This window comes from Desulfotruncus arcticus DSM 17038 (assembly GCF_900113335.1).
GTDB classification, from domain to species: Bacteria; Bacillota; Desulfotomaculia; order Desulfotomaculales; family Desulfallaceae; genus Desulfotruncus; species Desulfotruncus arcticus.
In genome coordinates this window covers 269,547-292,473 of record NZ_FOOX01000002.1, presented here as the reverse complement: position 1 = coordinate 292,473, position 22,927 = coordinate 269,547, and the positions used below count along the sequence as shown (strand labels likewise).

Genomic DNA, 22,927 nt, shown 5'->3' with positions numbered 1-22,927 from the left:
GGTTAACGAGATAAACCATAATAATATTTTCAAAGGTAGTAAACTATTTTTAGACTTGCTATGGTTATGCTTTGTTTGCTATATTGCAGGTAGGAATATGGCTTCCAACATTTAAAGAGGAAATCATACACATGGAAAAAAACATGGCCAAACCGGTTCAGCAGCGCTTATGGGAAATTGATGCGATCAGGGGCACGGCCCTGCTGCTGATGATTGCCTATCATCTGCTTTACGACCTCAAGGAGTTCTATAACGTCAATATAGCTTATAATCAAGGCTTATATTTCATTATAGGTAAAACAGCTGCCATCTTATTTATTCTAATTGCCGGGGTAAGCAGCACTTTCAGCAAAAAAAACACCCGCAGGGCCTTTAAATTAATTGCCTGGGGCTATGTCATTTACATAGTAATGTATCTGGTTGTGCCAGGGTCCAACATCGTATTCGGCATATTGCAGTTTTTGGGCGTGTGCCTTCTGCTCTACCCGGTATTTAACAATTTTTCTCCTTATTGGCTGGCGGCAATAGGAACGATTATTATCCTGGCCGGAGATGCTGCTTCGCAATTGCCGGTCAGCCATAACTGGCTGGCACCGCTGGGATTGATGGGACCAGATTTTTATTCCGTTGATTACTTTCCGTTAATTCCATGGTTTGGAGTATTCTTATGGGGAATATCCATCCGGAAGTTGGTCTACAAACAAAACAGCAGCCTTTTCGCAACAGCCAACAGGTTTTTGAAGCCGGTTGCCGCAGTCGGGAAACATACACTTATTATTTATCTTATTCACCAACCACTTATCATGGCAGCCCTGTATGTTATCTTTCATCATATCTGAGCCGGCTTGATCCGGAAGCGGTAATCAACGCGTTATACTTTATATCTGCCGATGATGGTGTTGAGTTCTTCGGCCATCTTGGAAAGAGCTTCAGCGGAAGCCGTAACCTCTTCCATGGTAGCGGTTTCTTCCTCGGCGGAAGCGGCTACGCTTTCCACGCCGTCGGACATTTGCCCTATAGCTGCAGCAATCTCGTCAACCTGGGCGGATAGAGCCCTCTTACCGCATCAATTATATTTTTAAAGCTGCCCCCGACCTCTTCAACCACCTGCACACCCTTCTTAATTTCCGCACCGGAAGAAACTATGTCGGTAACAATGGAATGAGCGTCTGTTTGGATAGTCTGAATCAAGCTGCGGATTTCATCGGCCGCAGCAGCAGATTGTTCCGCCAACTTGCGCACCTCTTCCGCAACTACGGCAAAGCCGCGGCCATGTTCACCGGCCCTGGCGGCTTCAATGGCGGCATTTAATGCCAGCAGGTTGGTCTGGTCGGCTATAGTGGTAATCAATTCAACAATCTGGCTGATTTGCTGGGTTTTGTCATTGAATTCGCTTACGGATGCGGCCACAGCATCAGTTGACCGGCAATGGTTTCCATCTGCCGGTTAACCATGTCCAACCCCTGGTTTCCTTTTTCCGCATGCTCGGATGTTAACCTGGATACACTTACAACTTGCTGCATATTCTGGTTGACCTGCTCCACCGTGCCGGCCATCTCAGACATGGCTGAAGCAGTCTCCGCAGCGCTGGCAGAGGTTTGTTGAGAGCTGGAAGTTAATTGCTGTGAAGACGCGGAAAGGGTTTCCGCTTTTTCCGCCAAATGTCCCACAAGTTCCCGCATGGTTTTTTGCAATGTATCGGCAGCTCTTACGATGTCTCCGGTTTCGTCTTTGATGCGATGATATTTATCCTCAATGGTTACACTGAAATCTCCCTGGGAAATCAGCTTTAAATGATTTAAGCTTGCTTTAAGAGTAGCGGTAATCATTCTGGCCACCACAAGAACGCCCAATATCGCAAGAATCAGAAAAATTAATGACGCTCCAAGTGAGCTTTTTTTCATATTGGCCAGGCCTGCCAGAACCTCATCTTTGGGGGCTGCCACGGCGATAGACCAGCCTGTGCTTTCCAGAGGGGCAAACCCCATATATTTAAATACACCGTTATACTCATATTCACCGACACCGGTTTCCCCGGCCATCATTCTCTTTTCCAGCTCGACCAGAGTTTGTAATTGGGGATCCTTTTTCACATTTTCCAGGTCGTTGTCCCGGTTCTCCACCAGTTCAATATTGCTATGGGCAATGGTTATACAATTTTTATTAATCATAAAGGCTTTGCCACTTTTAGCATAGGTAATGGCGCTGGTTATATCGGATAACTCTTTCCCGTCTCTGGTGGCGGTTAAAACACCGACCACACTATCACCATTCTTAATCGGGACAGCGTAAACCATAACCAAAGCGTTGTATTCCTCACTCATAAAAGGATCAGATACAGCTCTTTGCCCGGATAACGCTTTTTGGAAATATTCGCTGTCGGCTACATTAGAAGTTGCACCGTTTGATGACAGCGCGTTCCCGTTTGTATCAACAATAGCCATCCCCAAATGGCCCATCCTTTTAACTTCATTATTCAATATTAATTTTTTATCCTCCCAGGTGTTGTCCACGTTGCTGACACGTTCCCGGGCCGCATTCGCCTCCAAAACGGATAATTGCCCGTCAAGCTTATTCTCTACAATTTTAGAACCTTCAACAGCCAGAACCGGCAGCGTTTCTTCCGCATTGGCTATTAAAGATTTAGCAGCGTTCTGATAGGCAATAACGCCTAAACCGCCGCATACCAGTAATAAAATAATTGCAATATATAATATTAATTTGTGCTTGATACTTTTCATTTGCCGCTACACCCCATTCATGCTTTACCATATTACACCGACTTATTGGCAGCAATATCACAGCTAAGTCATGCCTTTCACCTCCCGGAAAAGCAAAAGCGACCGAATCATCGGTCGCCAGCATAACATGAACTAATACAAGCAACCTGGCAGCCATAGCCAAAACAGCCTTAGGCCCATAGCTTTGTGTCCCGGCCTTTCAGCCGGTTTACCTTTTTTTGTGTATTGTTGATCAAAAATAGCATAATTTGGTGCTATTTGTTGAATTATACTACAAACTAAATTGGAATCCTTTTATTCTTAAAAAAGATAAGCAATTTAAACTTTTCTGAAATAATAGATTTCTACCAGTACAAAATGGGGTGGGGCGTTGTCCAATCAGTCAAGCCCCACCCCTGTGCCATGGCCACCGTTCACTATAACAAGTGCGCCAGTAATTCAATCGTATGTTGCACTTTTACATCGCTATTATTCTTTTTTAAGCCATGACCCAATTGCATCATGCAAGAAGGGCAGGCAGTGGCTACAATCTCAGCCTTACTATCTAATATAGAAGCAACCTTATGCTTAACAACACTTTGGGATAACTCATAATGGCTTATATTAAAGGAACCTGCCGAGCCGCAGCATCTATCCGCCAAATCCATCTCAACAAATTCATAGTAAGGGCTCAAACGCTTTAACAGTTCCCTCGGGCTGGTTCTACCTCCGGGAGTTCTCTTTAAATGACAGGGATCGTGATAGGTGACCTTTACCCCCGATTCTTTAGCGGGAATACTGACATCTAAAATTTCCACAAGCAATCTATTAATGTCCATAACCCTGGCAGCCAAATTTAATGCATCATCGTTTTCCAAAAGCTCGGGATATTCCAACCAGGCAGATAAGCAGCTCGCACAGTCGGTGATAATGTAATCCACATCCAACTCACTGAAGTTCCTGATATTCTCCCGTGCCAGATATCTGCCCGTGTCCATGTCACCGCTGGACAACGCCGGCACCCCGCAGCAGTATTGTTCGGGAACAACCACCTCCACACCATATGCCTTTAATACCTTTACGACACTGCGGCCTATATGGGGATTAAGCCAATTGGTGGCACAACCGGTAAAATAAGCGACTTTCAACCTGGGCGCATCCACGGTGTTTAGCAAAGGCACATTTTTTCTAAAGGGCTGGCCTGTAATTTGCGGCAGCAAGCCTTCAATGTTGGCTAAATTGGTTGATATAAGTTTTAGAAAACCGGTATTTCGTATCAGCAGCTGCAATTTGCTTTTTTGGTATAGGCCAAGCAATCTCCCTGCCGTATTTAGCCTGCCATTGTGCTTTAATAAATGCTGCAAGACATTTCGCTTAATAATTGGCAAACCTCTGGCTGCAACCAAATCTTTTCTGGCCAACCTAACCAATTTGTCCGGCTCGACGCCATTGGGGCAATTTTCCGTACAGGAACCGCACAAAAGACAGGTTGAAAAAACCTCTGCCAGTTTATCGTTCCATACCAATTTTCCGGCAGCCAAATTATCCAGCAGTTCAATTTTACCCCTGGCTACAAAGGGTTCCCTGCCTGTTTCCAAATAAAGCGGGCAGTGAGCCTGACACCCACCGCACCGGCTGCATTTGCCGATCATTTGGAGATATTTCTTATCCATAGCTCCCACCTGATTTACACCTAAAAAATTTTGCCGGGGTTGAGGATATTATTCGGATCTACCGCTTTTTTTATGGAGCGCAAATAATCCAACCCGGTTTTACCAAGTTCTAATTCCAAATATGGTTTTTTCATCAACCCGATGCCGTGTTCTCCGGATAGCGTACCTCCCAGAGCCAAAGCAGTTTGGAAAATTTCCTGTATTGCTTGTTCCACACGCACCATCTCTTCTTGATCATCCTTATCAGCGATAATGTTCGGATGTAAGTTTCCGTCACCGGCATGGCCAAACACAGGCAAGTGCAAATTGTATTTAGCAGCAATCTCCTTCAGCCGCCTGAGCATTTCCGGTATTTTGCTCCTTGGAACAGTGGCATCCTCGGAAATTTTAGTGGGTTTAAGCTGAACCAGAGCTGAAGAGACCGCCCTTCTGGCGCTCCATAGTTTTTCCCTTTCTTGAGGCGCAGAGGCAATTTCAATGTTATGGCATTTATTTGTTCTACAGATTTTTTCAATCATTTGTATATCTTCTTTTACTTGCGCCTCTGAGCCATCCACTTCAATTAATAAGATAGCTTCGGCATCCAAAGGCAGTCCCATGTTGATGTATTTTTCAACACAATAGATGGTTACCTTATCCATCAATTCCAATGTAACAGGTACAACACCTGCATTTATTATAGCTGTTATGGCATAAGCGGCATCTGCTAATTGATTAAACGTAATCAAGGCTGTTTTTTTATCTTTGGGCTTAGACCTTAACCGGATAATAATTTCAGTTATAATTCCCAGCGTTCCCTCACTTCCGGTAAGCAAGCGCGTCAAATCATATCCGGTAACATTTTTTACTGTTCGCCCACCTGTACGCATAATGTCCCCGGTTGGCATCACCACTTCCAAACCTAATATATAGTCTTTAGTCACCCCATATTTGAATGCCCTGGGTCCCCCGGCATTTTCGGCTACGTTACCTCCCAGAGTACAAGTTTTTAAACTGCCCGGGTCAGGGGGGTAAAATAATCCTTGTTTTTCCACCTCCTGCTGAAAGTAACCTGTAACAACGCCCGGTTCAACCACGGCCAGCTGATCCTCTTTGCTAATTTCCTTAATTTTGTTCATTCTGGTTAAAACCATGGCAACTCCAGAGTTTTGTGGAATAGAGCCGCCGCTCAAACCGGTTCCCGCACCTCTGGGGAATATGGGAAATTTTTCAACGTTCGCCAGTTTAACTATCTCCGCTACTTCCGGGGTGCTGCCCGGAAATACAACGGCATCCGGCAGCCCTCTTTGAAAAGTAGCGTCAAAAGAATAACACACCCTCTCTTCCCTGCTTGTTAATATATTTTCCGGCCCTACTATTTTTTTTAGCTCTTTGATAATACCACTCTGCAACCCCTTACCCCCTAAAAAATTGCTGTACATGCAAACTAACAGTCTTTTTTATAGAACTGAATCATTTTTTCTTTGGAAATATTAAATAGATAATTATAGGGGCCAAGCTTTTCGGAACTGAAGAACTCCGGCAGTCCATTGCTTGATTGGGACAAGCCAGCTTTTTCATTAAATTCTACTTCATCTTTAATCAACTGTTTAGCAAAACCAATTACATCCTGTGCGGTTAAATTCACGCCTGATTTAGCGTTAATCAGTTTGGCAATCCTGAGCATGTCATCCTCACTTGGCCCCAGGAAAAAGCATAGCCCGCAGATATCATAAACAGCAGTCATTACTTGCATATCTTTGGCAAGCTCCACCATGCCCTCCGGTTTGGACAGAAAATCTTTGTCTTTGGTTTCAGGTCTATAGCCTGTTCGCCCGGGTAAACAGTTACCAGCGGTATGGTCCCCGCCCATTGGCGTGGTAGCATAGGTCACCCCTGTAGCCTGCAATCCGCGCGGGTCATATCCTGATATACCCTGGCCTTTAACCGCAGCCACTCGCTGAACTCCCAGTACCTTACCGGTTATTACAGCCCCCTGCCCCATCAGTTTACCTAACAGGGTGTCCTTTTTTAATTCTCCTATCAATTCCACCATCTTGTCAATATCGCCAAAAGGAGCCCACCCGGATTCCATAATGACACCCAGGGTTATGCCCAGTTCCATTGTATCAATACCAAAATCATCACAAAAATTATCCAACTGTGCTATAAAGTCAAGGTCGCTGATACCGCAGTTGGAGCCTAAAAGTGCAATTGTTTCATACTCAAGTCCGGATGTTAAATAATTGCCTTTGGAGTCGTTATATATGTTGGAACAGCGGATTACGCAGCCGGGGTGGCAGGCATGGGAAGGCTTGCCACCCCGTTCTTCTATCCTTTGCTTCATATATTCCCCACTGATCTGCTCTGCATCCGTAAAACTGCCATAACTGTAATTCCTGGTTGGCAGAGCACCTAAAGAGTTAACTAAATTAACCAGATTCGCTGTACCGTACTCAGTTAACCCCTTTTTCAGCGGGATTACATTTTGGGCCCACTCTTTAGAAATCTCTTTGAACAATTTTTCATTTTGATATAATATCGCCGGTGCCTCATTATTATCTACCACTATAGCTTTAATTTTTTTAGAGCCCATTACAGCTCCCATACCGCCACGACCGCAATGTCTTGACGGGTGCCCTTCCATATCGGTTATTGCCACCGAAGCCAGACTATAGCCTCTTTCTCCGGCAGGGCCGATGGAAATGACACTGACAGCCGCTCCATATTTTTTTTGGAGTATATTTGCTGTTTCGTAATTACCTTTACCTTCCAGTCCAACAGCCGGCAATATTCTTACACCGGCAGAAGAAACTATTAAAATACAAAAATTTTCCTCGATAGGTTGATCTTCTATTACTATGGCTTTAACCCCAATCTTCGCCAGCTTTCCGCCGGCCGTTCCTCCTCCGTTACTCTCTTTAATTCCACCGGTAAGGGGACTTTTAGCCCCTACGGATAATCGGCCTGAACATGGGGCGGCTGTGCCGCCCAATAACCCCGGAGCAATAACCAGCTTATTGTTTGCCCCAAGGGGCGCGCATGTAGGGTCAATTTCATCCAGCAACATCCTTGATGTAAGTCCTCTGCCTCCTAATAACTGATATTTATCAGGAAGCTTTTCTTGTTTAACCAATTTAGTTCTCATGTTTATTCTGATAATCACCTGTATCGCCTCGCGTTTTAATAATTAGACTTAAGGTTTTACATTGGTATTTGTACATGTATACAATACCAAATAAACAAATTAAATGTTATTGCTAATTCCTTCGTCTAAGATTGCCAATGCCTCGTCAATTTCTGTCCTGGTCACCGTGGTAGGCGCAATAAACCTGATAACCTGTTTATAGGTGCCGCATGATAATAAGATCAAACCTTTTTGCTGACAATGCCCCAATATTTTTTTCACCAGGTTGCCATTGGGATTTTTATTTTCATCTACTAATTCCAAGCCCACCATCAAGCCAAGTCCCCTGACATCCCCGATAACAGCATATTTCTCCTTTAATTCAAAAAGCCTGTTTTTCAAGTAATTACCCATTTCTACTGCATTATCAATTAGTTTTTCTTCGAGGAGTTTTATTGTTGCTAAAGAAGCCGCACAGGCAACCGGGTTGCCGCCAAAAGTTCCGCCATGTGCCCCGGCCGGCCATTGCCGCATAATTTCCTCCTTGCCGATCACCGCGCTTAATGGGAAACCGGAGGCGATCCCTTTAGCGCAAGACATAATGTCCGGCTGTATTCCGTAATGCTTATAAGCAAACATTTTTCCCGTTCTGCCAAAACCGGTTTGAATCTCATCAAAAATCAGGCAAATGCCGTATTTATCGCAAATCTTGCTCAACCCTTGCACAAAATCCACAGGGGGGACGATATAGCCGCCTTCCCCCGCCACAGGTTCCATGATAATCGCCGCCACCTTATAGGGATCAATTAAATGCGTAAATATATTATCAAACTGTTCCAGGCATTCCATGCCGCAAGCTCCTTGTTTTTGTTTGAACGGGCAGCGGAAGCAGTACGGGTAGGCGGCAAAATAGATACTGGGTAAAAGTCCTTCGTAATTTTTGCGGTAGGCGGAACTTGATGCCGTTAATGAAATTGTGCCAATCGTTCTACCGTGAAAAGATCCCATAAAGGATATTACAGCAGGCCTCTCGCTTACATATTTAGCAAGCTTTACCGAACCCTCGTTGGCTTCGGCGCCACTGTTGCTAAAATATACCATTGTATTGTTTCCAGTTAATTCAACGAGCTTTTCAGCCAGGCTGATATAGGATTCGTAATAGACCACATTGTGGCCGCCATGAATTAAGGTTTGGATCTGATTTATGGCCGCGTTAACAACTTCAGGATGGTTGTGGCCAACGTTGCAGACAGCTACCCCGCTGGCAAAATCCAAATATTTTTTACCTTCTTCCGAATAAAGATACGAACCTTCTCCCCTAACAACGCCAATTTGGGTGGCCCGGCCGGCAGCCGGCGGAATTACTTTTTGCGCTCTTTCATACATGTTCATTGACATATACCACACCTCCATACAATTTTTTAGTGATTATTAGCTATGCAAAAATTTATCTATTGCTAAAATGGTCATTCGGGGAAGAACAGAAAAAGTATATTTCTTATTTAATCTTTCGGTCCATTTATGCGCATCCTTGCCGTAAGCCCCAAAATTAATGGCCGGAATATTTAATTGCCTTATTTTTTTCACCGGCACAGGATATACATTTTCCCACTCCGGAAAATTATTAATCAATGCGTTAATAGATTCGTCAGGATCGTCAATTTTAAGATAACTGCTGTCTGATAAGCTCGGGAAAAATTGACGAATCTCAAACTCTTCCCCCGTTGCCGCAGACATTTCCTCAATAACGTCTTTGATAACCTGCATTACCTCCCGCCCCCTGGCCGACTCGCCCTTTACCGTATTATGGGGGCAGTAAGGAGGAGCGAAAAATATCACAACAACAGGATCTTTATCTCCGCTGAGACTCTTTACTTCTTCTACAACTTTCAGGCATATTAATCTGGTATCCGTTCCACTTGCCAACATCTCTTTAACCAGTTGGCTGATTTTATGATCAAGCGCCGGGCCCACTTGTTGCTTTACATCGTCATAAAGCTCTTTGTAGGTTATTACTTTAGGTTTCCAGGATAATGGTTGGTAATTCTGCCCCAAAAACTTACAATATTTTTGATATTCATGATCAAGAAAATTAATTACCCTGACAAAGGCTTCATACGCCTTTTCTTTCATCATCTCCAAAACTTTATCCACCGGTATGTCGTGAGTAAAATAATTAAAATAAAGAAAAGACGCCAGCGGAGTTTGCACATTATATGCCGGCTTTAAATCGGTAAGCTTTAAAGCTGTGGGAGGAAGGGTATACTCCCCCTTGTACTGATCGCATAAATCCGCATTTAAATTAATTGATTTAAGCAATTCCGCCGCTATCAAATTGGGGTCAAGCCCTTCATAGCACTGCCCGACATGGGTTTCCCTGCCGACGATATAAAAACATGGGAGAAGCTTTCCCACCGCGCCCATATAAATATATTTCTTTTTGTCTCCATTATATAAAGGAGAAATATAATCATTATTTATGGCTACTACATATTCCAATCCATACTTCTCCTGGAGTTCTTGCAATGCAGGTAAAGCTTCAATTATCCCTGTGTGCTGGTTTTCTTCCACCGGATTGGCCATAAATAATATATTGCCCTCCAGTTCCCGCGCCATTTTGGATATTTCTTTGATGACTACCATGTGTGCGGCAACACCACTCTTCATATCCGTCACACCGCGCCCAAAAATCCACTCCCCGCTGTCCAGGTCTTGTTTAACCTCGGGGGGTAAATTTACATCCTTTAATTTCCTTTTCAGAGCCGCGGGATCAAATGCATATTCTTTTAAAATGCCGAAATCATCAACTCCAACAGTATCAATATGACCATGTAAAATCACTGTCCTTGAAGAATTCCCTTTTTGTCCTTTGATCAAGGCAAAAACATTTTTCCTCCCGTAAAGATCGTCTTTTAACGGAACCTCCCAAACATAATCAGGATGCTGTTTAAAGTAATCTATTTTTCTTAGATACTCTGCTATTGCTTCAGCCAGTATTGTTTCTCCAGCGCTATTGTTCATACTTGGTATTCCTACCAGTTTTAAAGTTAGTTCCTTTACATCTTTGTAAAAAGGCACTAGGTTATTCACTCCCTCTGCTAACCGGTAAAATTAATGGTCCTTCTTTGATGCAAATAACCCTCGCCGATGGGTTCCCGGCAAGAGTAAAATTTAAAGCGTTTTGTAATTTATATCCCTAGCTGTTGGCATTAATGCCGCAACAAACCGGGTAAATACATGCTAATGGCGGGTACAAAGGTGAAAAGATACAAACAAATAATCAAAACCAAAATAAACGGAATCATTTGTTTGGAAATTCTCTCTATATTTACACCCGAAACGGCCGACGCGACAAATAGGTTAGCTCCATACGGGGGTGTAACAAAACCGGTTGCCAACGCCACAGTCATAAACAATCCGAAATGAACTGGGTCAACGCCATACTTCGTAACTACCGGTAAAAATATGGGCGTCAGTATAATCATTGAAGATATATTATCTACAAAGCAACCTACCACCAATAAGAATAAATTAATTAAAATAAGAATTATGACCTTGTTATCTGTATACGATAAAAAGCTTTGGGCAATTTGGGCGGGAATTTGTTCCATGGTAAGATAACTGGCAAAAGACATCGACAAACCAATCATAAATGTAGTGGCGCCGTTAATCAGGGCCGCCTCTTTAAAAGCTTCGTAGGTTCTTCGGAAATCCAATTCTTTATAAACAAATTTTCCTATTAACAAAGCATAGACAACAGCGACTACAGCCGCCTCCGTGGGAGTAAAAATACCCCCGTAAATGCCCCCCAGAATAATAACCGGCACAAGCAATGCCCAAAATGAATCTTTTAAGGCTTTTAAGAAACGGCCGAAGTCTGGCCTGGCATCCCCCGCTGCATACTTGTTCTTTTTAGCAACTATCAGGCTTGTCAACATCAGACCTATGCCAATCAATATTCCCGGTATAATACCGGCCATAAACATTTCACCAACCGATGCGCCTGAAACCACACCATAAATAACAAAAGGTATGCTGGGCGGTATTATTACTCCTATGGAACCGGCAGCTGCAGTTATCGCTGCGGCAAAACCACCGTTATATTTTTTCTCGCGCATGGCAGGTATCATAAAAGATCCAATAGCTGAAACCGTAGCGGGACCGGATCCGGAAATAGCGGCAAAAAACATACAAGATAACGTAGTTACCATTGCCAGGCCACCGGTGATAAAACCGACCATGCTATCAGCCAAAGCCAGCAGCCTTTTGGAAATACCGCCATAGCCCATTAGAGAACCGGCCAGCATAAAAAACGGTATGGCCATAAGAGGAAAAGAATCTAAAGAAGCAAATGCGTTTTGAGCAATCATAATCAGAGGTATGTTACTGGTCAGAAGCAAAGTTACTGCTGTAGCGATTCCTAAAGCTATTCCTATCGGTATGCTCAAAGTAAGCAGTACAATTAATGTTGCAAAAAGCACTAAAATCTCCAACTATGCCTCCCCCTTCCTAAACAGGCCAAACATTTCTTCAATTAATCTGATGGCCATTAATCCGCATCCCACTGGAACAGATGCATAGGCATAAGCCATTGGAAGCCGCATCGCCGGAGATACTTGTCCCCTTTGCAGCAAAATCATTGTCAGTTCAGCACCCTTGAAAGCTAAAAACAAGCTAAATCCAAACCATATTACCAGCGTTATTAATTCAAAATATTTTTGGGCCTTTGGGGAAAGTACATTTTTAATAGCTTCTATTCTAAGATGGCGGTGCTCCTTAACGGCAAAACTCGCTCCCAACCATATCTGCCACAAAAAAACATACCGGGCAAGCTCTTCACTCCATGACAGCGAATGGTGGAAAACGTACCTCATCACAATTTGAATAAAGATCAAAAAAACCGTAAAGGCCAAACTAAATACTAATATATATTCCTCTAAAGAGTTCCATACTTTTCTCACCAACTTACATTCCCCCAAACTGCTGTTCCTTAGAGTTTATCTTCGCAAGACCCCGCCCTCTTAGGTCGGGATTAACAGGCTGTAAGCTCGAAATAAGTGCGACTAAGGTTCAGGTAGGGTCAAAACCCGACCTGAACCAAGTCTTCTTTATCATTCGGCCGAGCGAGGCCGAATGATAAACCAAGACTTTCATTTAATTATTTGCTTGTTTAGCTAAATTAATTAAATCCTCACCCAGAACATCCTTAAATTGATCATAGACCGGAAGTGTGGCATCAATAAACTCTTGCTTCTGCTCGGGTGTTAATTCATTTATTTGCATACCCTTGTCTTTAAGGGCTCGCAACATTTCCGTATCTTGCTGGCTGGATAATTTTCTCTGTTCATCTTTATATTTTTCCGCGCCTTCTACAATTATCTGCTGCAGGTCTTCAGGCAGACTGTTAAAGAAATCATTATTAATTAAAACTGCCGTTGCCGCATAAACATGACCATCCAAAGTATAGTATTTCTGCACTTCATAAAACTTGGAAGTATATACCAGGGGAATCGGATTTTCTTCTGCATCAACTGTTCCTTGCTGAAGTGCCGTATAAAGTTCACCAAATGATATTGGCGTCGGGTTCGCACCAAGTGCTTTAAAGGTAGCCATATGCACCGGGTTTTCCATTGTTCTTATCTTTACTCCCTTTAAGTCGGCAGGTGAATTAATTGGCCCCTTGTTATTGGTTATGTTTCTAAAACCGTTTTCCCCATATGCCAAATTGCGCAAACCTAATGGAATCAGCAGGTCGGATAATTTTTTACCGAGTTCGCCATCTAAAGCTTTATATGCCGCTTCCTTTGATTTAAATAGATACGGCAAATCAAATACCTGAAATTTCGGTTCAAAACCTGATAAAACTGCCGCAGCCGGAATTGTCATTTGAATAGTACCCAATTGGACGGCTTCAATTGCCTGCCTGTCTCCGCCCAATTCTCCATTGGGATGTAATTCAACTTTAATTCTACCGTTTGATTTTTCTTCGACATATTTTTTAAATACTTCTTTTGCAGCAATATGCGTTGATTGGGTCTCAGGCACAACATAAGCAAGCTTAATAGTATAGGTATCTTTGGCGCCGGTGTTTTGCTCATCAGTAGAATTGGATTCATTTGTAGCTGTTTTACCCCCACAACCTGCTGCGAAAACAGCTAACAGAACTATGCCGATAAAAACCACAAACCATTTTTTCATTTACCATCTCTCCTTTTATTTTTTCAATAACCGTAAAACAACTAAATTTACAATCCCCCCCCTTAATTACCGTTTTTCAATATGCGCTTGGCCACATTAACAACATGTATTTTCGTTAGTTCCTCTGCCGTGCCGGCATTTTTTTGTTCCAATTCTTTTAAGATTTTTTTGTGTTCTTCCAAGGCAGCGAAAGAGTTTTCTTGTAATGTTTCTGAAAGGATCAAAAATCTTTGAACCAGTGTGTTTATAGTTTTTATCATCTCGAATAACAAATCATTATCAGCGTAACTGGCTAACGAAATATGAAATTCAAAATCTTTTTGAACATATAAGTTATAATCTTCAGTTTTTATGGCAAGTTCTTGTTCAGAAAGAATTTCCTCAAGTTTTTTAACCTGCTTTTCATTAATATTTTTAGCTGTATATCTTGCTGCCAATGGCTCCAGCGCAATTCTGATAGGAAAAACTTTTTCGATATCCTCTTTTGAAATGTCGGATACAACCGCGTTTTTACCGGTGTTAAGTATAATCAGACGTTCAAAGGCTAATTCCTTAAGCGCCACTCTTACCGGCGTTCTGCTAATACCAAGCTCTTCAGCCAGCGCTTCTTCCGATAAAATTTCCCTTGGCTTAAACCTGTTGGTTAAAATAGCATTTTTTATAGCTAAATAAGCTTGTTCCGCTAACGTTTTATCGTTTCCTATCTTAGGCAATTTACCCATATTGTTTCCACCTCATTCATTGTAGTACTCGTATCTGTATACAAATACAAGTTTGGATTATATATTTTGCTTCCTATTATAACCGATATTGTTTGAAAATTAAATATTTCCTTAAAAGTATCCTGTATACAAGGACGGTTTAAGTTCCACTCACCTACAGGCCTTAGTTGACAAGCCTAACTGAAGTGAAATGGTACAGCTAATCAGAGAATCCATGAAAATCGGCACTGCTAAATGTCTAACCCCTAAAATTTTTTTTAAAAAAAAGGATTTATTAAAAATTAATCGAATCTTTGTACAACAGCACAATGGTCATACCAGCAGTACAGCAGGCTTTTTTACCATTCTATTGTAGATTGGAGAGGAAAACATTGAACTTGAGCGAGATTCGCAAAGCGGCCAGGGAAAAACTAAAAGGCTCCTGCAGGGTCTGCCCTGTATGTGACGGCCGGGCATGTTCCGGTGAAGTGCCGGGTATGGGGGGCGCAGGAACCGGCTGTGGATTCAGGGCCAACCTGGAAGCATTGGAGCAATACCGGTTGAACCTGCGCACTTTACACAATGCCAAGGATCCCCAAACGCACTGCCATATATTTGGCTTATCACTTAAAACACCGGTTTTAGCTGCCCCGATAACCGGTACCACTTACAATATGGGAGGTGCTTTATCAGAGCGTGAATTTATAGGCATGATCATTTCCGGCAGCTTACTGGCCGGTAGCTTGGGCTTTTCCGGTGACGGAGCCGACCCCACCATGTATGGAGCCGGCGTGGAGGCAGTGGCGTCGGAAAAGGGATGGGGCGTTCCGGTCATCAAACCACGGGAACAACACGAGGTAATCAAACGAATTCGCAAGGCCGAGGCAGCCGGTGCTGTAGCCGTAGGCATGGATATAGACGGTGCCGGCCTGGTAACCATGGCTTTAAAGGGACAACCCGTCGGGCCCAAAACTCCCGCAGAATTGAGCGATATTGTTTCAGCCACCAGGCTTCCGTTTATTGTTAAAGGCATTATGACTGCTGATGAAGCCGGAATTGCCGTTGACGCAGGAGCTGCCGCCATAGTTGTTTCCAACCACGGCGGCCGGATTTTGGATCATACCCCCGGAGCCGCAGAGGTTTTACCGGAAATCGCAGCAGCAGTTAAAGGAAAAGCTGCCATCCTCGCCGACGGTGGGATTCGTTCCGGTGTCGACGTACTTAAATTGCTGGCTTTAGGTGCCGATGCAGTGCTGGTAGGACGACCGCTGGTGATAGGAGCGTTTGGCGGAGGAGCAGAGGGAGTCCGGCAAGTTATTAACCAGCTAACCGAACAATTAAAACAGGCTATGCTTCTTACCGGATGTGGTTCTCTCGGGGAAATTACCAGAAAAGTATTACTTTAATAGTAACTAAGCATTAAAAACAATTTTTTTAACATTAATGGTATGACCAGCAGTACATCAACACTTTAGTCCTGTAAATATTTATAAATAACTTATGCTAAGATAAGAAGTTTTCCAATTTTTTATGAAAAGGAGGAATTTAGTCTTATGGGTGTAATAGGTATGGCACTGGTGGCATTTATACCAATTTTATTTACCATTCTGATGATGACTGTGTTCTCCCAACCCGCTAAAAAGATAATGCCTTTGGCCTGGCTGATAGCCGCTTTAATTGCTTTCTCCGTCTGGGGTATGGAGCCGGTTCGTATATTAGCGTCAACCGTTTACGGTTTTCTTTCGGCCTTTAATATTCTCATTATTATTTTTGGCGCCATCCTTATTCTAAATACTTTGAAAAAAAGCGGAGCCATGGCTGCAATTAACCGGGGCTTTTATGGCATTACCCCGGACCGCCGCATCCAGGCTATTATCATCGGGTTCATGTTTGGCTCTTTCATTGAAGGAGCGGCAGGTTTTGGCACTCCGGCCGCATTGGCCGGTCCCCTGATGGTCGGTTTGGGGTTTCCGCCTCTGGCTGCCGCTATGGTGGCGCTGATATTTGACAGCACTGCCGTAAGCTTTGGCGCCGTTGGTACGCCGGTTATCGGCGGTATCGGCGCGGTAATGAAATCCACAGTGACAGAGAATCTTGGCGCAGGGGCATTCTTGCCCTTCTTAAAGCAAGTAGGTTTGTGGTCCGCCATTCCCCACGCCATAGTTGGCACTTTCCTGCCTCTGCTGGCGATCTGCATGCTGACCGCTTTTTTCGGGCCCAGGGGAAAACGTTCCGTCAGGTACGGTCTGGCGGCAGCGCCTTTCGCCCTTTTTGCCGGCCTGTGTTTCACAGTACCCTACATGATTACCGCTGTTGTACTTGGTCCTGAGTTTCCCGCTCTGGTAGGGGCGCTGATAGGTCTGCCCGTTGTGTTGCTGGCTGCCTCCAAAGGATTTTTGGTTCCCAAAGACGAGTGGAAATTCCCGGCCAGTGAAGATTGGGAAGACAATTGGAAGGGCGTTACTGAAGCGGGAGCTGAAGAGCAAAGCAACATGCCCCTCTGGCTGGCCTGGTCGCCATATATATTAATCGCTTTGATTCTAGTAGTTACCAGAATACCGGCAATTGGACTTAAAGATCTTCTGGCGGGTCAAGCGGTGGCCTGGTCAGATATTCTGGGTTCCGGTATCAATTATTCATTACAATACCTTTATCTGCCCGGAACCGTCCCATTTACCCTGGTGGCAATAATAACCATTTTATTGCACAGAATGCCATCCGCTAAAGTTAAGCAAGCCTGGGGCGCCACCCTGCGACAAATTACCGGCCCGGCCGTTGCTCTGTTTTTTGCCGTGGCCATGGTGCAGGTGATGGTACAGTCCAGTGTCAACATTAACCAAATAGACGGCATGATGATTACCATGTCCAAGGCCACCGCCATGACGGTCGGGGGCGCCTGGCCCCTGGTATCACCCTTTGTCGGTATCCTGGGAGCATTTATGTCCGGCTCCAATACCGTTTCCAACATTTTATTCTCTCAATTCCAGTTTGGCGTGGCCAGCCAACTGGGTCACTCCGGAGTTATAACACTGGCTCTGCAGAATGTCGGCGGCGCCATCGGCAACATGGTCTGCGTGCTCAATGTGGTAGCCGCTTGCGCTACCGTAGGACTAACCGGAGTAGAAGGAGTAATTATACGTAGAAACCTGATACCCACCGTTATTTATGCTCTGGCTGTGGGGATCTTCGGCTTGATTTTCATCTATGGCGGTCTGGCCGTAAGCACATTGCTTTAAACAGCTAAAAGCAATTAGTATAATATTATATTACACCGTTATTTAGAAAGGTTGGCTGAACTATGAGCCAAAGGGATCTTCACCGGTTATACGATGTTTTTAAAGAACAAGCGGAAGCTATTTCCGCCCGGGTTTACCGGGTCAAAGACCCGCGCAGCGCAGGTGAGCTGCTAACCCGGATAGTGCAGGAATTGAACGCCACCATAATCGGAGCCGCCCGATCAGATCTGGTAAAGGCATGCCTTGACGCAGCAGATAAAAGCCAACTAACCGTATTTACCCAAAATCTGCAGCAGCAGGCCAAAGATATCCACCTGGGGCTGTCCGAAGTGGACCTGGCCATCGCCGAAACCGGAACCCTGATGCAGAATAGCACGGCTTTGGACCAGCGGCTGGTTTCAACGCTGCCGCCGGTGCATGTGGCACTGGTACACACTGGCCGGATGGTGGAATATTTTGTTGACGCCATTGATTTATTAAACGATAAAGCCGGTGATTTGCCGGGCTATACAGCCTTTATCAGCGGCCCCAGCCGAACCGCTGATATTGAGCGGGTTTTGACCATCGGGGTGCACGGCCCCAAAGAGCTGTATATTATTTTTGTTGACCATCCGGGGGGTGATCTGAATTGAGTAAAAAGGGAATCCTAAAAAACAACGTCAGCGATGCCCTGGCCAACGAGAACCTGCGCGGCGCACTGGGCCGTTTCGGTGACGCTTACACCGGTGCGCGGGAAAAAGCTTATGCCGGAAAAGACTTTGAGGAATTGCGCAGACAAATAGCAGCTATCAAAGGCGCGGCCGCCGCAAATATGGAACTGCTGGCGCAACGCTTCACCCAATCCGCCCGGGCCCGCGGCGCCAAAGTTTACAGGGCCCGCACCGCTCAGGAGGCCCGGAATTATATCAAGCAACTGGCTGACGAAAAAGGGGTGCGGAAAATTGTCAAGTCCAAATCCATGGCCAGTGAAGAAATTCATTTGAACGAATTTTTAAACCAGCAAGGCATAGAAGCGGTGGAAACGGATCTGGGCGAATGGATTTTACAATTGTCAGGGCAAAAACCTTCCCATATGGTTATGCCGGCCATCCATATGACCAGAGGTGAAGTGGCGGATGTATTCTCAGATGAGGTTAAGCGCCGGCTTTCTGCCGATATCCCGGAATTGGTGCGGGTGGCCCGGGAGCAGCTGCGTAAAAAATTTCTGGAAGCCCAGATGGGCATCTCGGGAGCCAACATTGCCGTTGCGGAAACCGGCACCATCGTGATTATGACCAATGAGGGCAATGCGCGGCTTACCACCACTTTGCCCCCGGTGCATGTAGCCATTGTGGGCCTGGAAAAATTAGTAGAAAAATTTACTGACGTGAAACCAATTCTGGAGGCACTGCCACGCAGCGCCACAGGCCAAAAAATAACCAGTTACGTAACGATGATTACCGGTCCCACGCCGGCGGCGTACCCCGATGGCACCATACAGGAAAAGGAGCTGCATATTGTGCTGCTCGACAACGGCCGCACAGAAATGCAGTCCGATCCTGTATTTAAAGAGGCGCTGCAGTGCATTCGCTGCGCCTCCTGCCTGAACGTCTGCCCGGTGTTTCAACTGGTTGGCGGCCACGTTTACGGTCATATCTACACCGGCGGCATCGGCACGATTCTAACTGCTTTCTTTAACGGTTTTCAGAATGCCAGCGATATTCAAAATTTATGCCTGGGGTGCGAGCGCTGCAAACGCTTTTGTTCCGGCAGCATTGACATACCCCGCTTGATCCGTGAGCTGCGCCGGCGGGTGGCAGCTGAAAACGGCCTGTCCGGGATGCAGAAATTTGCCCTGGAAAAGGTGCTCCCCAATCGCAAGCTGTTCCACAGCCTGATCAAAACTGCCCGGACGGCTCAAAAACCTTTTCAAAAAGGTCCCATGGTGCGGCACCTGCCCATGTTTTTGGCCGGTTGCACCGAAGGACGCAGCCTGCCCGCCATTGCCGCCAAACCGTTCCGTGACCGGGTTGACGATTTATTCAATATACCTTCGCAGGTTGATTCAAAACCGGAACATCCCAACGGCCAGCACTATAAACCGGCCGGCCACCATACACCGGCGGCGGGACACCCAGCCAGGGTGGGCTTCTTTGCCGGCTGCCTGACCGACTTCGTTTACCCCCAATTGGGGGAGGCGGTGTACAAGGTGTTAAAGCATCTGGGCCTGACCATGGTCTTTCCCCCGGAGCAAAGCTGCTGTGGTGTGCCCGCCGTTTACATGGGCTCCCGGGATGCGGCGGCAAAACTGGCCCGTCAGAACATCGTCGCCTTTGAACTTGACGGGATGGAGCAGATCATTACGGCCTGTCCAACCTGCGCCCATACATTAAAGCAGCAGTATTTGGAGCTGCTGGATGCAGATCCGGCCTGGCGGGAACGGGCCAGGGCTTTCGCCGGCAAAGTCCGGCATTTCTCGGCCTTTGTCGCAGCGCAATCGGAAAACGGCAAGCTGCTTAAATTAAAACCAAGTAATTTGCGGGTTACCTATCACGATTCCTGCCACATGAAAGGGTGCCTGGGCATCTCGGAAGAACCGCGGGCATTGCTGTACGCCGCAGGGCTACAGCTTGCGGAAATGGAAGGTTCCGACAGGTGCTGCGGATTTGGTGGTTCCTATTCCGTCAAATTCCCCCAAATATCCCAGTGCATTTTAGATAAAAAACTGGCGGCCATTGAAGCGTCCGGGGCACAAATGCTGGCTTTGGACTGTCCGGGATGCCTGCTGCAGCTCAGTGGCGGATTGGACAGCCGGGGCAAGGCGCTGCCGGTCAAGCATACCGCCGAAATCCTGGCCCAAAATTTATCAACATAGAACCACAACCATAATAAAGTCACCTCCTCCTAATCTAATCCAATGTAACAGATATATGTGCTATAATTATTCAAATGTATGTTGCTGGAAGCACGGAGGGACACAAATGGAATTCAAACCAATTAAAACAAAAAAAATATATGAAGTTATCATTGACCAGGTCAAGGCCATGATCGGCAGCGGAGCCTTGCAACCCGGTGACAGACTGATGTCCGAAAGAGAACTGGCCGAAAAATTACAGGTGGGCCGCTCTGCTGTGCGGGAAGCTTTCCGGGTTATGGAAGCTATGGGCATTATCAAAATCAAACCGGGTGAAGGCACTTATATTAGCGAACAAAATGTGGAATCTCTGGTTAATTCCTTCTCACCGGTGCTGCCGGCTGACAGAAAAAACGTCCGTGAATTTATGGAGCTGCGAAGAATTTTGGAAGTGGAAGCCGCAGGTTTGGCTGCCCAGCGCCGCAGCCTCGATCAGCTGGAGAATATCCGTTTGTCCCTGCAGCAATTGCAAAATGATATAGAGCAGGGCAATTTAGGCGGGGAAGCAGACCTGCGGTTTCATTTTACCATTGCCGAGGCTTCCCATAACTCTTTTCTGCTCAATCTGATGAACACCGTCGGTGATATTATGAGCCGCGTTTTGTCCGCAACCCTGCATATTTTGTATCAGAATCCCGCTAACCCGCCGCGCATTATGAGGGAACACTGGGCTATCTACGACGCTATCAAAAATGGCGATCACGAGGGCGCCCGCCAAGCAATGCTGGAACATTTGACCAAGGCCGAAGATTACCTGTTTAACAATATTTAAAAACGCCGGGATAGCAGCCTGTGTTCTCCGCTGGAAGTATATTAAACGGAAAAAACTATGGGGCTGGAAGTTAATTGCTGTATGCTATCCAATGCGGTCATACCACCATGCCAGCAGACTTCACAAGCCTGCGGCAGTATTAATAAGGAGGGTTTTTATCATGCATTACAATAAAATTACCAGTGAGCTTGTAACCGAGCTGATCAATATCGTGGGCCGGAGTAACGTCATTGAAGATCCGGAAAAATTAGAAACTTATGCCGGAGACGAAGTGCCCGAAGCTGAATGGAAACACCTGCCCGAGGTTGTGGTAAAACCCCGGGACGTCCAACAGACAGCGGAAATAATAAAAATGGCCAACCGGGAAATGATACCGGTGACACCGCGGGGCGCAGGAACCGGGCTGGCTGCGGGCGCCGTACCCATGCTGGGCGGAATTGTACTCTCCGTGGAAAACATGAACCGGATATTGGAAATTGACCGAGAGAATCTTTTTATGGTTGTTGAACCCGGGGTTACTACCGGCGAGGTGCAGCAGCGCGCCTGGGCGGAAGGCTATTTTTATGCCGGCGACCCCTGCAGCGCCGACAGTTCGTTTATCGGGGGCAACGTGGCTACCAATGCCGGAGGCAACAAAGCGGTAAAATACGGCACCACCTCCCGGTACATTTACGGCCTGGAAATTGTCACCCCAACCGGCGAAATCACCACCCTGGGCGGCAAATGCGTTAAAAGCTCCACCGGTTACGACCTGGTGCACTTGATGGTTGGGTCGGAAGGCACGCTGGGCATAGTAACCAAAGTATATTTAAAACTATTGCCCCGTCCTTTGCATAACGCCGTGCTGCTGGTTCCTTTCGAGGACATGCAGACCGCCATTGACGTTGTACCCAAGATCATGACCAACGGCGGAATTATCCCTACTTCCATTGAATTTATGGACCAGCTGTGCATCAAGTCCGCAGAAGGCTTCCTCGACCGCCCCCTTCCTTTTAGTGATGCCGGCGCCCATATCATTATTGAAGTGGAAGCGTATACCAAATCGCAGTTGGAGGCCGACTACGAGACCATCGGCACCATCTGCCTGGAAAACGACGGGCTGGATGTATTTGTGGGTGATAACAGGGCCAGCCAGGAAAAAATCTGGAAGGCACGCCGGCACCTGGCTGAGGCGCTGCGCGTTACCAGTCCGGTGTACTGCATGGAAGATATTGTTGTGCCGGTAAACAAGATACCTGCGGTGCTGGCTGAAATCAACAGAATAGCTGAAAAATATTCTATTAAAATACCCTGCTTCGGCCACGCCGGCGACGGCAATATCCATGCCACTCTGCTTAAGGAAAATATGGATGATGCCACCTGGCATGCAGTGAAAGAAAAAGTGCTGGACGAAATATATACTATCACCCACGCCAGCGGGGGAAATCTGTCGGGCGAACATGGTATCGGGGCCAAACGGGTAAAAGCCATGGCTAAATTTACCGACCCGGTGCAGCTAAAGATGATTGCAGCCATCAAAAAAGCCCTGGACCCCAATTTGATACTCAATCCCGATAAAGTAATAGATTTGGCTTAACAACCGGTCAAGCCGGGTAATTTTCTCGATTCAGGGTACAAATGTAATCGCT

General features: G+C 45.8%; 19 protein-coding genes and 1 riboswitch. Of the genes, 7 read left to right on the top strand and 12 right to left on the bottom strand.

Annotated elements, in window-relative coordinates; genetic code table 11:
- The first annotated feature begins 131 nt into the window (after nucleotides 1-131).
- A complete protein-coding gene (locus BM056_RS03895) occupies nucleotides 132-839 on the top strand; it encodes a heparan-alpha-glucosaminide N-acetyltransferase (RefSeq protein ID WP_238456292.1) in 708 nt (235 codons plus the stop codon).
- Between the two features lie 32 nt (nucleotides 840-871).
- Here the strand turns inward: BM056_RS03895 and BM056_RS26055 are convergent, their stop codons facing one another.
- From BM056_RS26055 to BM056_RS03840, 12 genes are all read right to left on the bottom strand, one after another.
- On the bottom strand, nucleotides 872-1,009 hold the full coding sequence (locus tag BM056_RS26055; RefSeq protein ID WP_165613364.1) for a hypothetical protein: 138 nt from the start codon (nucleotides 1,007-1,009) through the stop codon (nucleotides 872-874).
- Nucleotides 1,010-1,014: 5 nt separating this feature from the next.
- Complete coding sequence (locus BM056_RS03890) at nucleotides 1,015-1,410, bottom strand: methyl-accepting chemotaxis protein (RefSeq protein ID WP_092468897.1); 396 nt, start codon at nucleotides 1,408-1,410, stop codon at nucleotides 1,015-1,017.
- Entirely contained in the window at nucleotides 1,395-2,741 is a 1,347-nt protein-coding gene (locus tag BM056_RS03885; protein WP_092468895.1) for a PDC sensor domain-containing protein, read from the bottom strand. The genes BM056_RS03890 and BM056_RS03885 overlap by 16 nt, the downstream gene beginning before the upstream one ends.
- Nucleotides 2,742-2,878: 137 nt before the next feature.
- Nucleotides 2,879-2,964: riboswitch (cyclic di-GMP riboswitch) on the bottom strand.
- A 193-nt stretch (nucleotides 2,965-3,157) separates the two neighbouring features.
- Nucleotides 3,158-4,393, bottom strand: coding sequence for a (Fe-S)-binding protein (locus BM056_RS03880; protein ID WP_092468893.1), 1,236 nt, complete (start codon nucleotides 4,391-4,393; stop codon nucleotides 3,158-3,160).
- A gap of 20 nt (nucleotides 4,394-4,413) precedes the next feature.
- Nucleotides 4,414-5,784 carry an FAD-binding oxidoreductase gene (locus BM056_RS03875; protein ID WP_238456291.1) on the bottom strand — a complete coding sequence of 457 codons (1,371 nt, stop codon included), beginning with the start codon at nucleotides 5,782-5,784 and terminating at the stop codon, nucleotides 4,414-4,416.
- A 35-nt stretch (nucleotides 5,785-5,819) separates the two neighbouring features.
- A complete protein-coding gene (locus tag BM056_RS03870; RefSeq protein ID WP_274377510.1) occupies nucleotides 5,820-7,538 on the bottom strand; it encodes an aldehyde ferredoxin oxidoreductase C-terminal domain-containing protein in 1,719 nt (572 codons plus the stop codon).
- 81 nt (nucleotides 7,539-7,619) lie between these two features.
- Entirely contained in the window at nucleotides 7,620-8,897 is a 1,278-nt protein-coding gene (locus tag BM056_RS03865) for an aspartate aminotransferase family protein (protein ID WP_092468889.1), read from the bottom strand.
- A 33-nt stretch (nucleotides 8,898-8,930) separates the two neighbouring features.
- Nucleotides 8,931-10,577 (bottom strand): M20/M25/M40 family metallo-hydrolase, encoded by a 1,647-nt coding sequence (locus tag BM056_RS03860; RefSeq protein ID WP_238456290.1) that lies wholly within the window; start codon nucleotides 10,575-10,577, stop codon nucleotides 8,931-8,933.
- Nucleotides 10,578-10,708: 131 nt separating this feature from the next.
- Nucleotides 10,709-11,992 carry a TRAP transporter large permease gene (locus BM056_RS03855; RefSeq protein ID WP_092468887.1) on the bottom strand — a complete coding sequence of 428 codons (1,284 nt, stop codon included), beginning with the start codon at nucleotides 11,990-11,992 and terminating at the stop codon, nucleotides 10,709-10,711.
- Nucleotides 11,993-12,460 carry a TRAP transporter small permease gene (locus BM056_RS03850; protein ID WP_238456306.1) on the bottom strand — a complete coding sequence of 156 codons (468 nt, stop codon included), beginning with the start codon at nucleotides 12,458-12,460 and terminating at the stop codon, nucleotides 11,993-11,995. It abuts the gene before it with no gap.
- A gap of 193 nt (nucleotides 12,461-12,653) precedes the next feature.
- Nucleotides 12,654-13,697 carry a TRAP transporter substrate-binding protein gene (locus BM056_RS03845; protein ID WP_092468883.1) on the bottom strand — a complete coding sequence of 348 codons (1,044 nt, stop codon included), beginning with the start codon at nucleotides 13,695-13,697 and terminating at the stop codon, nucleotides 12,654-12,656.
- A 62-nt stretch (nucleotides 13,698-13,759) separates the two neighbouring features.
- The gene (locus BM056_RS03840) at nucleotides 13,760-14,419 is read right to left on the bottom strand and encodes a GntR family transcriptional regulator (protein ID WP_092468881.1); all 660 of its coding nucleotides are present in this window, start codon (nucleotides 14,417-14,419) and stop codon (nucleotides 13,760-13,762) included.
- A gap of 371 nt (nucleotides 14,420-14,790) precedes the next feature.
- Here BM056_RS03840 and BM056_RS03835 point away from each other — a divergent pair, with 371 nt between their 5' ends.
- From BM056_RS03835 to BM056_RS03810, 6 genes are all read left to right on the top strand, one after another.
- Nucleotides 14,791-15,804, top strand: coding sequence for an alpha-hydroxy-acid oxidizing protein (locus BM056_RS03835; RefSeq protein WP_092468879.1), 1,014 nt, complete (start codon nucleotides 14,791-14,793; stop codon nucleotides 15,802-15,804).
- A 147-nt stretch (nucleotides 15,805-15,951) separates the two neighbouring features.
- Nucleotides 15,952-17,634, top strand: coding sequence for an L-lactate permease (locus tag BM056_RS03830; protein ID WP_092468877.1), 1,683 nt, complete (start codon nucleotides 15,952-15,954; stop codon nucleotides 17,632-17,634).
- Nucleotides 17,635-17,696: 62 nt separating this feature from the next.
- Nucleotides 17,697-18,266: a LutC/YkgG family protein gene (locus BM056_RS03825; RefSeq protein WP_092468875.1), complete on the top strand. Its 570-nt coding sequence runs from the start codon at nucleotides 17,697-17,699 to the stop codon at nucleotides 18,264-18,266.
- Nucleotides 18,263-20,488 (top strand): LUD domain-containing protein, encoded by a 2,226-nt coding sequence (locus BM056_RS03820; protein WP_092468873.1) that lies wholly within the window; start codon nucleotides 18,263-18,265, stop codon nucleotides 20,486-20,488. The genes BM056_RS03825 and BM056_RS03820 overlap by 4 nt, the downstream gene beginning before the upstream one ends.
- Nucleotides 20,489-20,594: 106 nt before the next feature.
- Entirely contained in the window at nucleotides 20,595-21,299 is a 705-nt protein-coding gene (locus tag BM056_RS03815) for a FadR/GntR family transcriptional regulator (RefSeq protein ID WP_092468871.1), read from the top strand.
- A gap of 160 nt (nucleotides 21,300-21,459) precedes the next feature.
- Nucleotides 21,460-22,875 (top strand): FAD-binding oxidoreductase, encoded by a 1,416-nt coding sequence (locus tag BM056_RS03810; RefSeq protein WP_092468869.1) that lies wholly within the window; start codon nucleotides 21,460-21,462, stop codon nucleotides 22,873-22,875.
- Nucleotides 22,876-22,927: the final 52 nt, after the last annotated feature.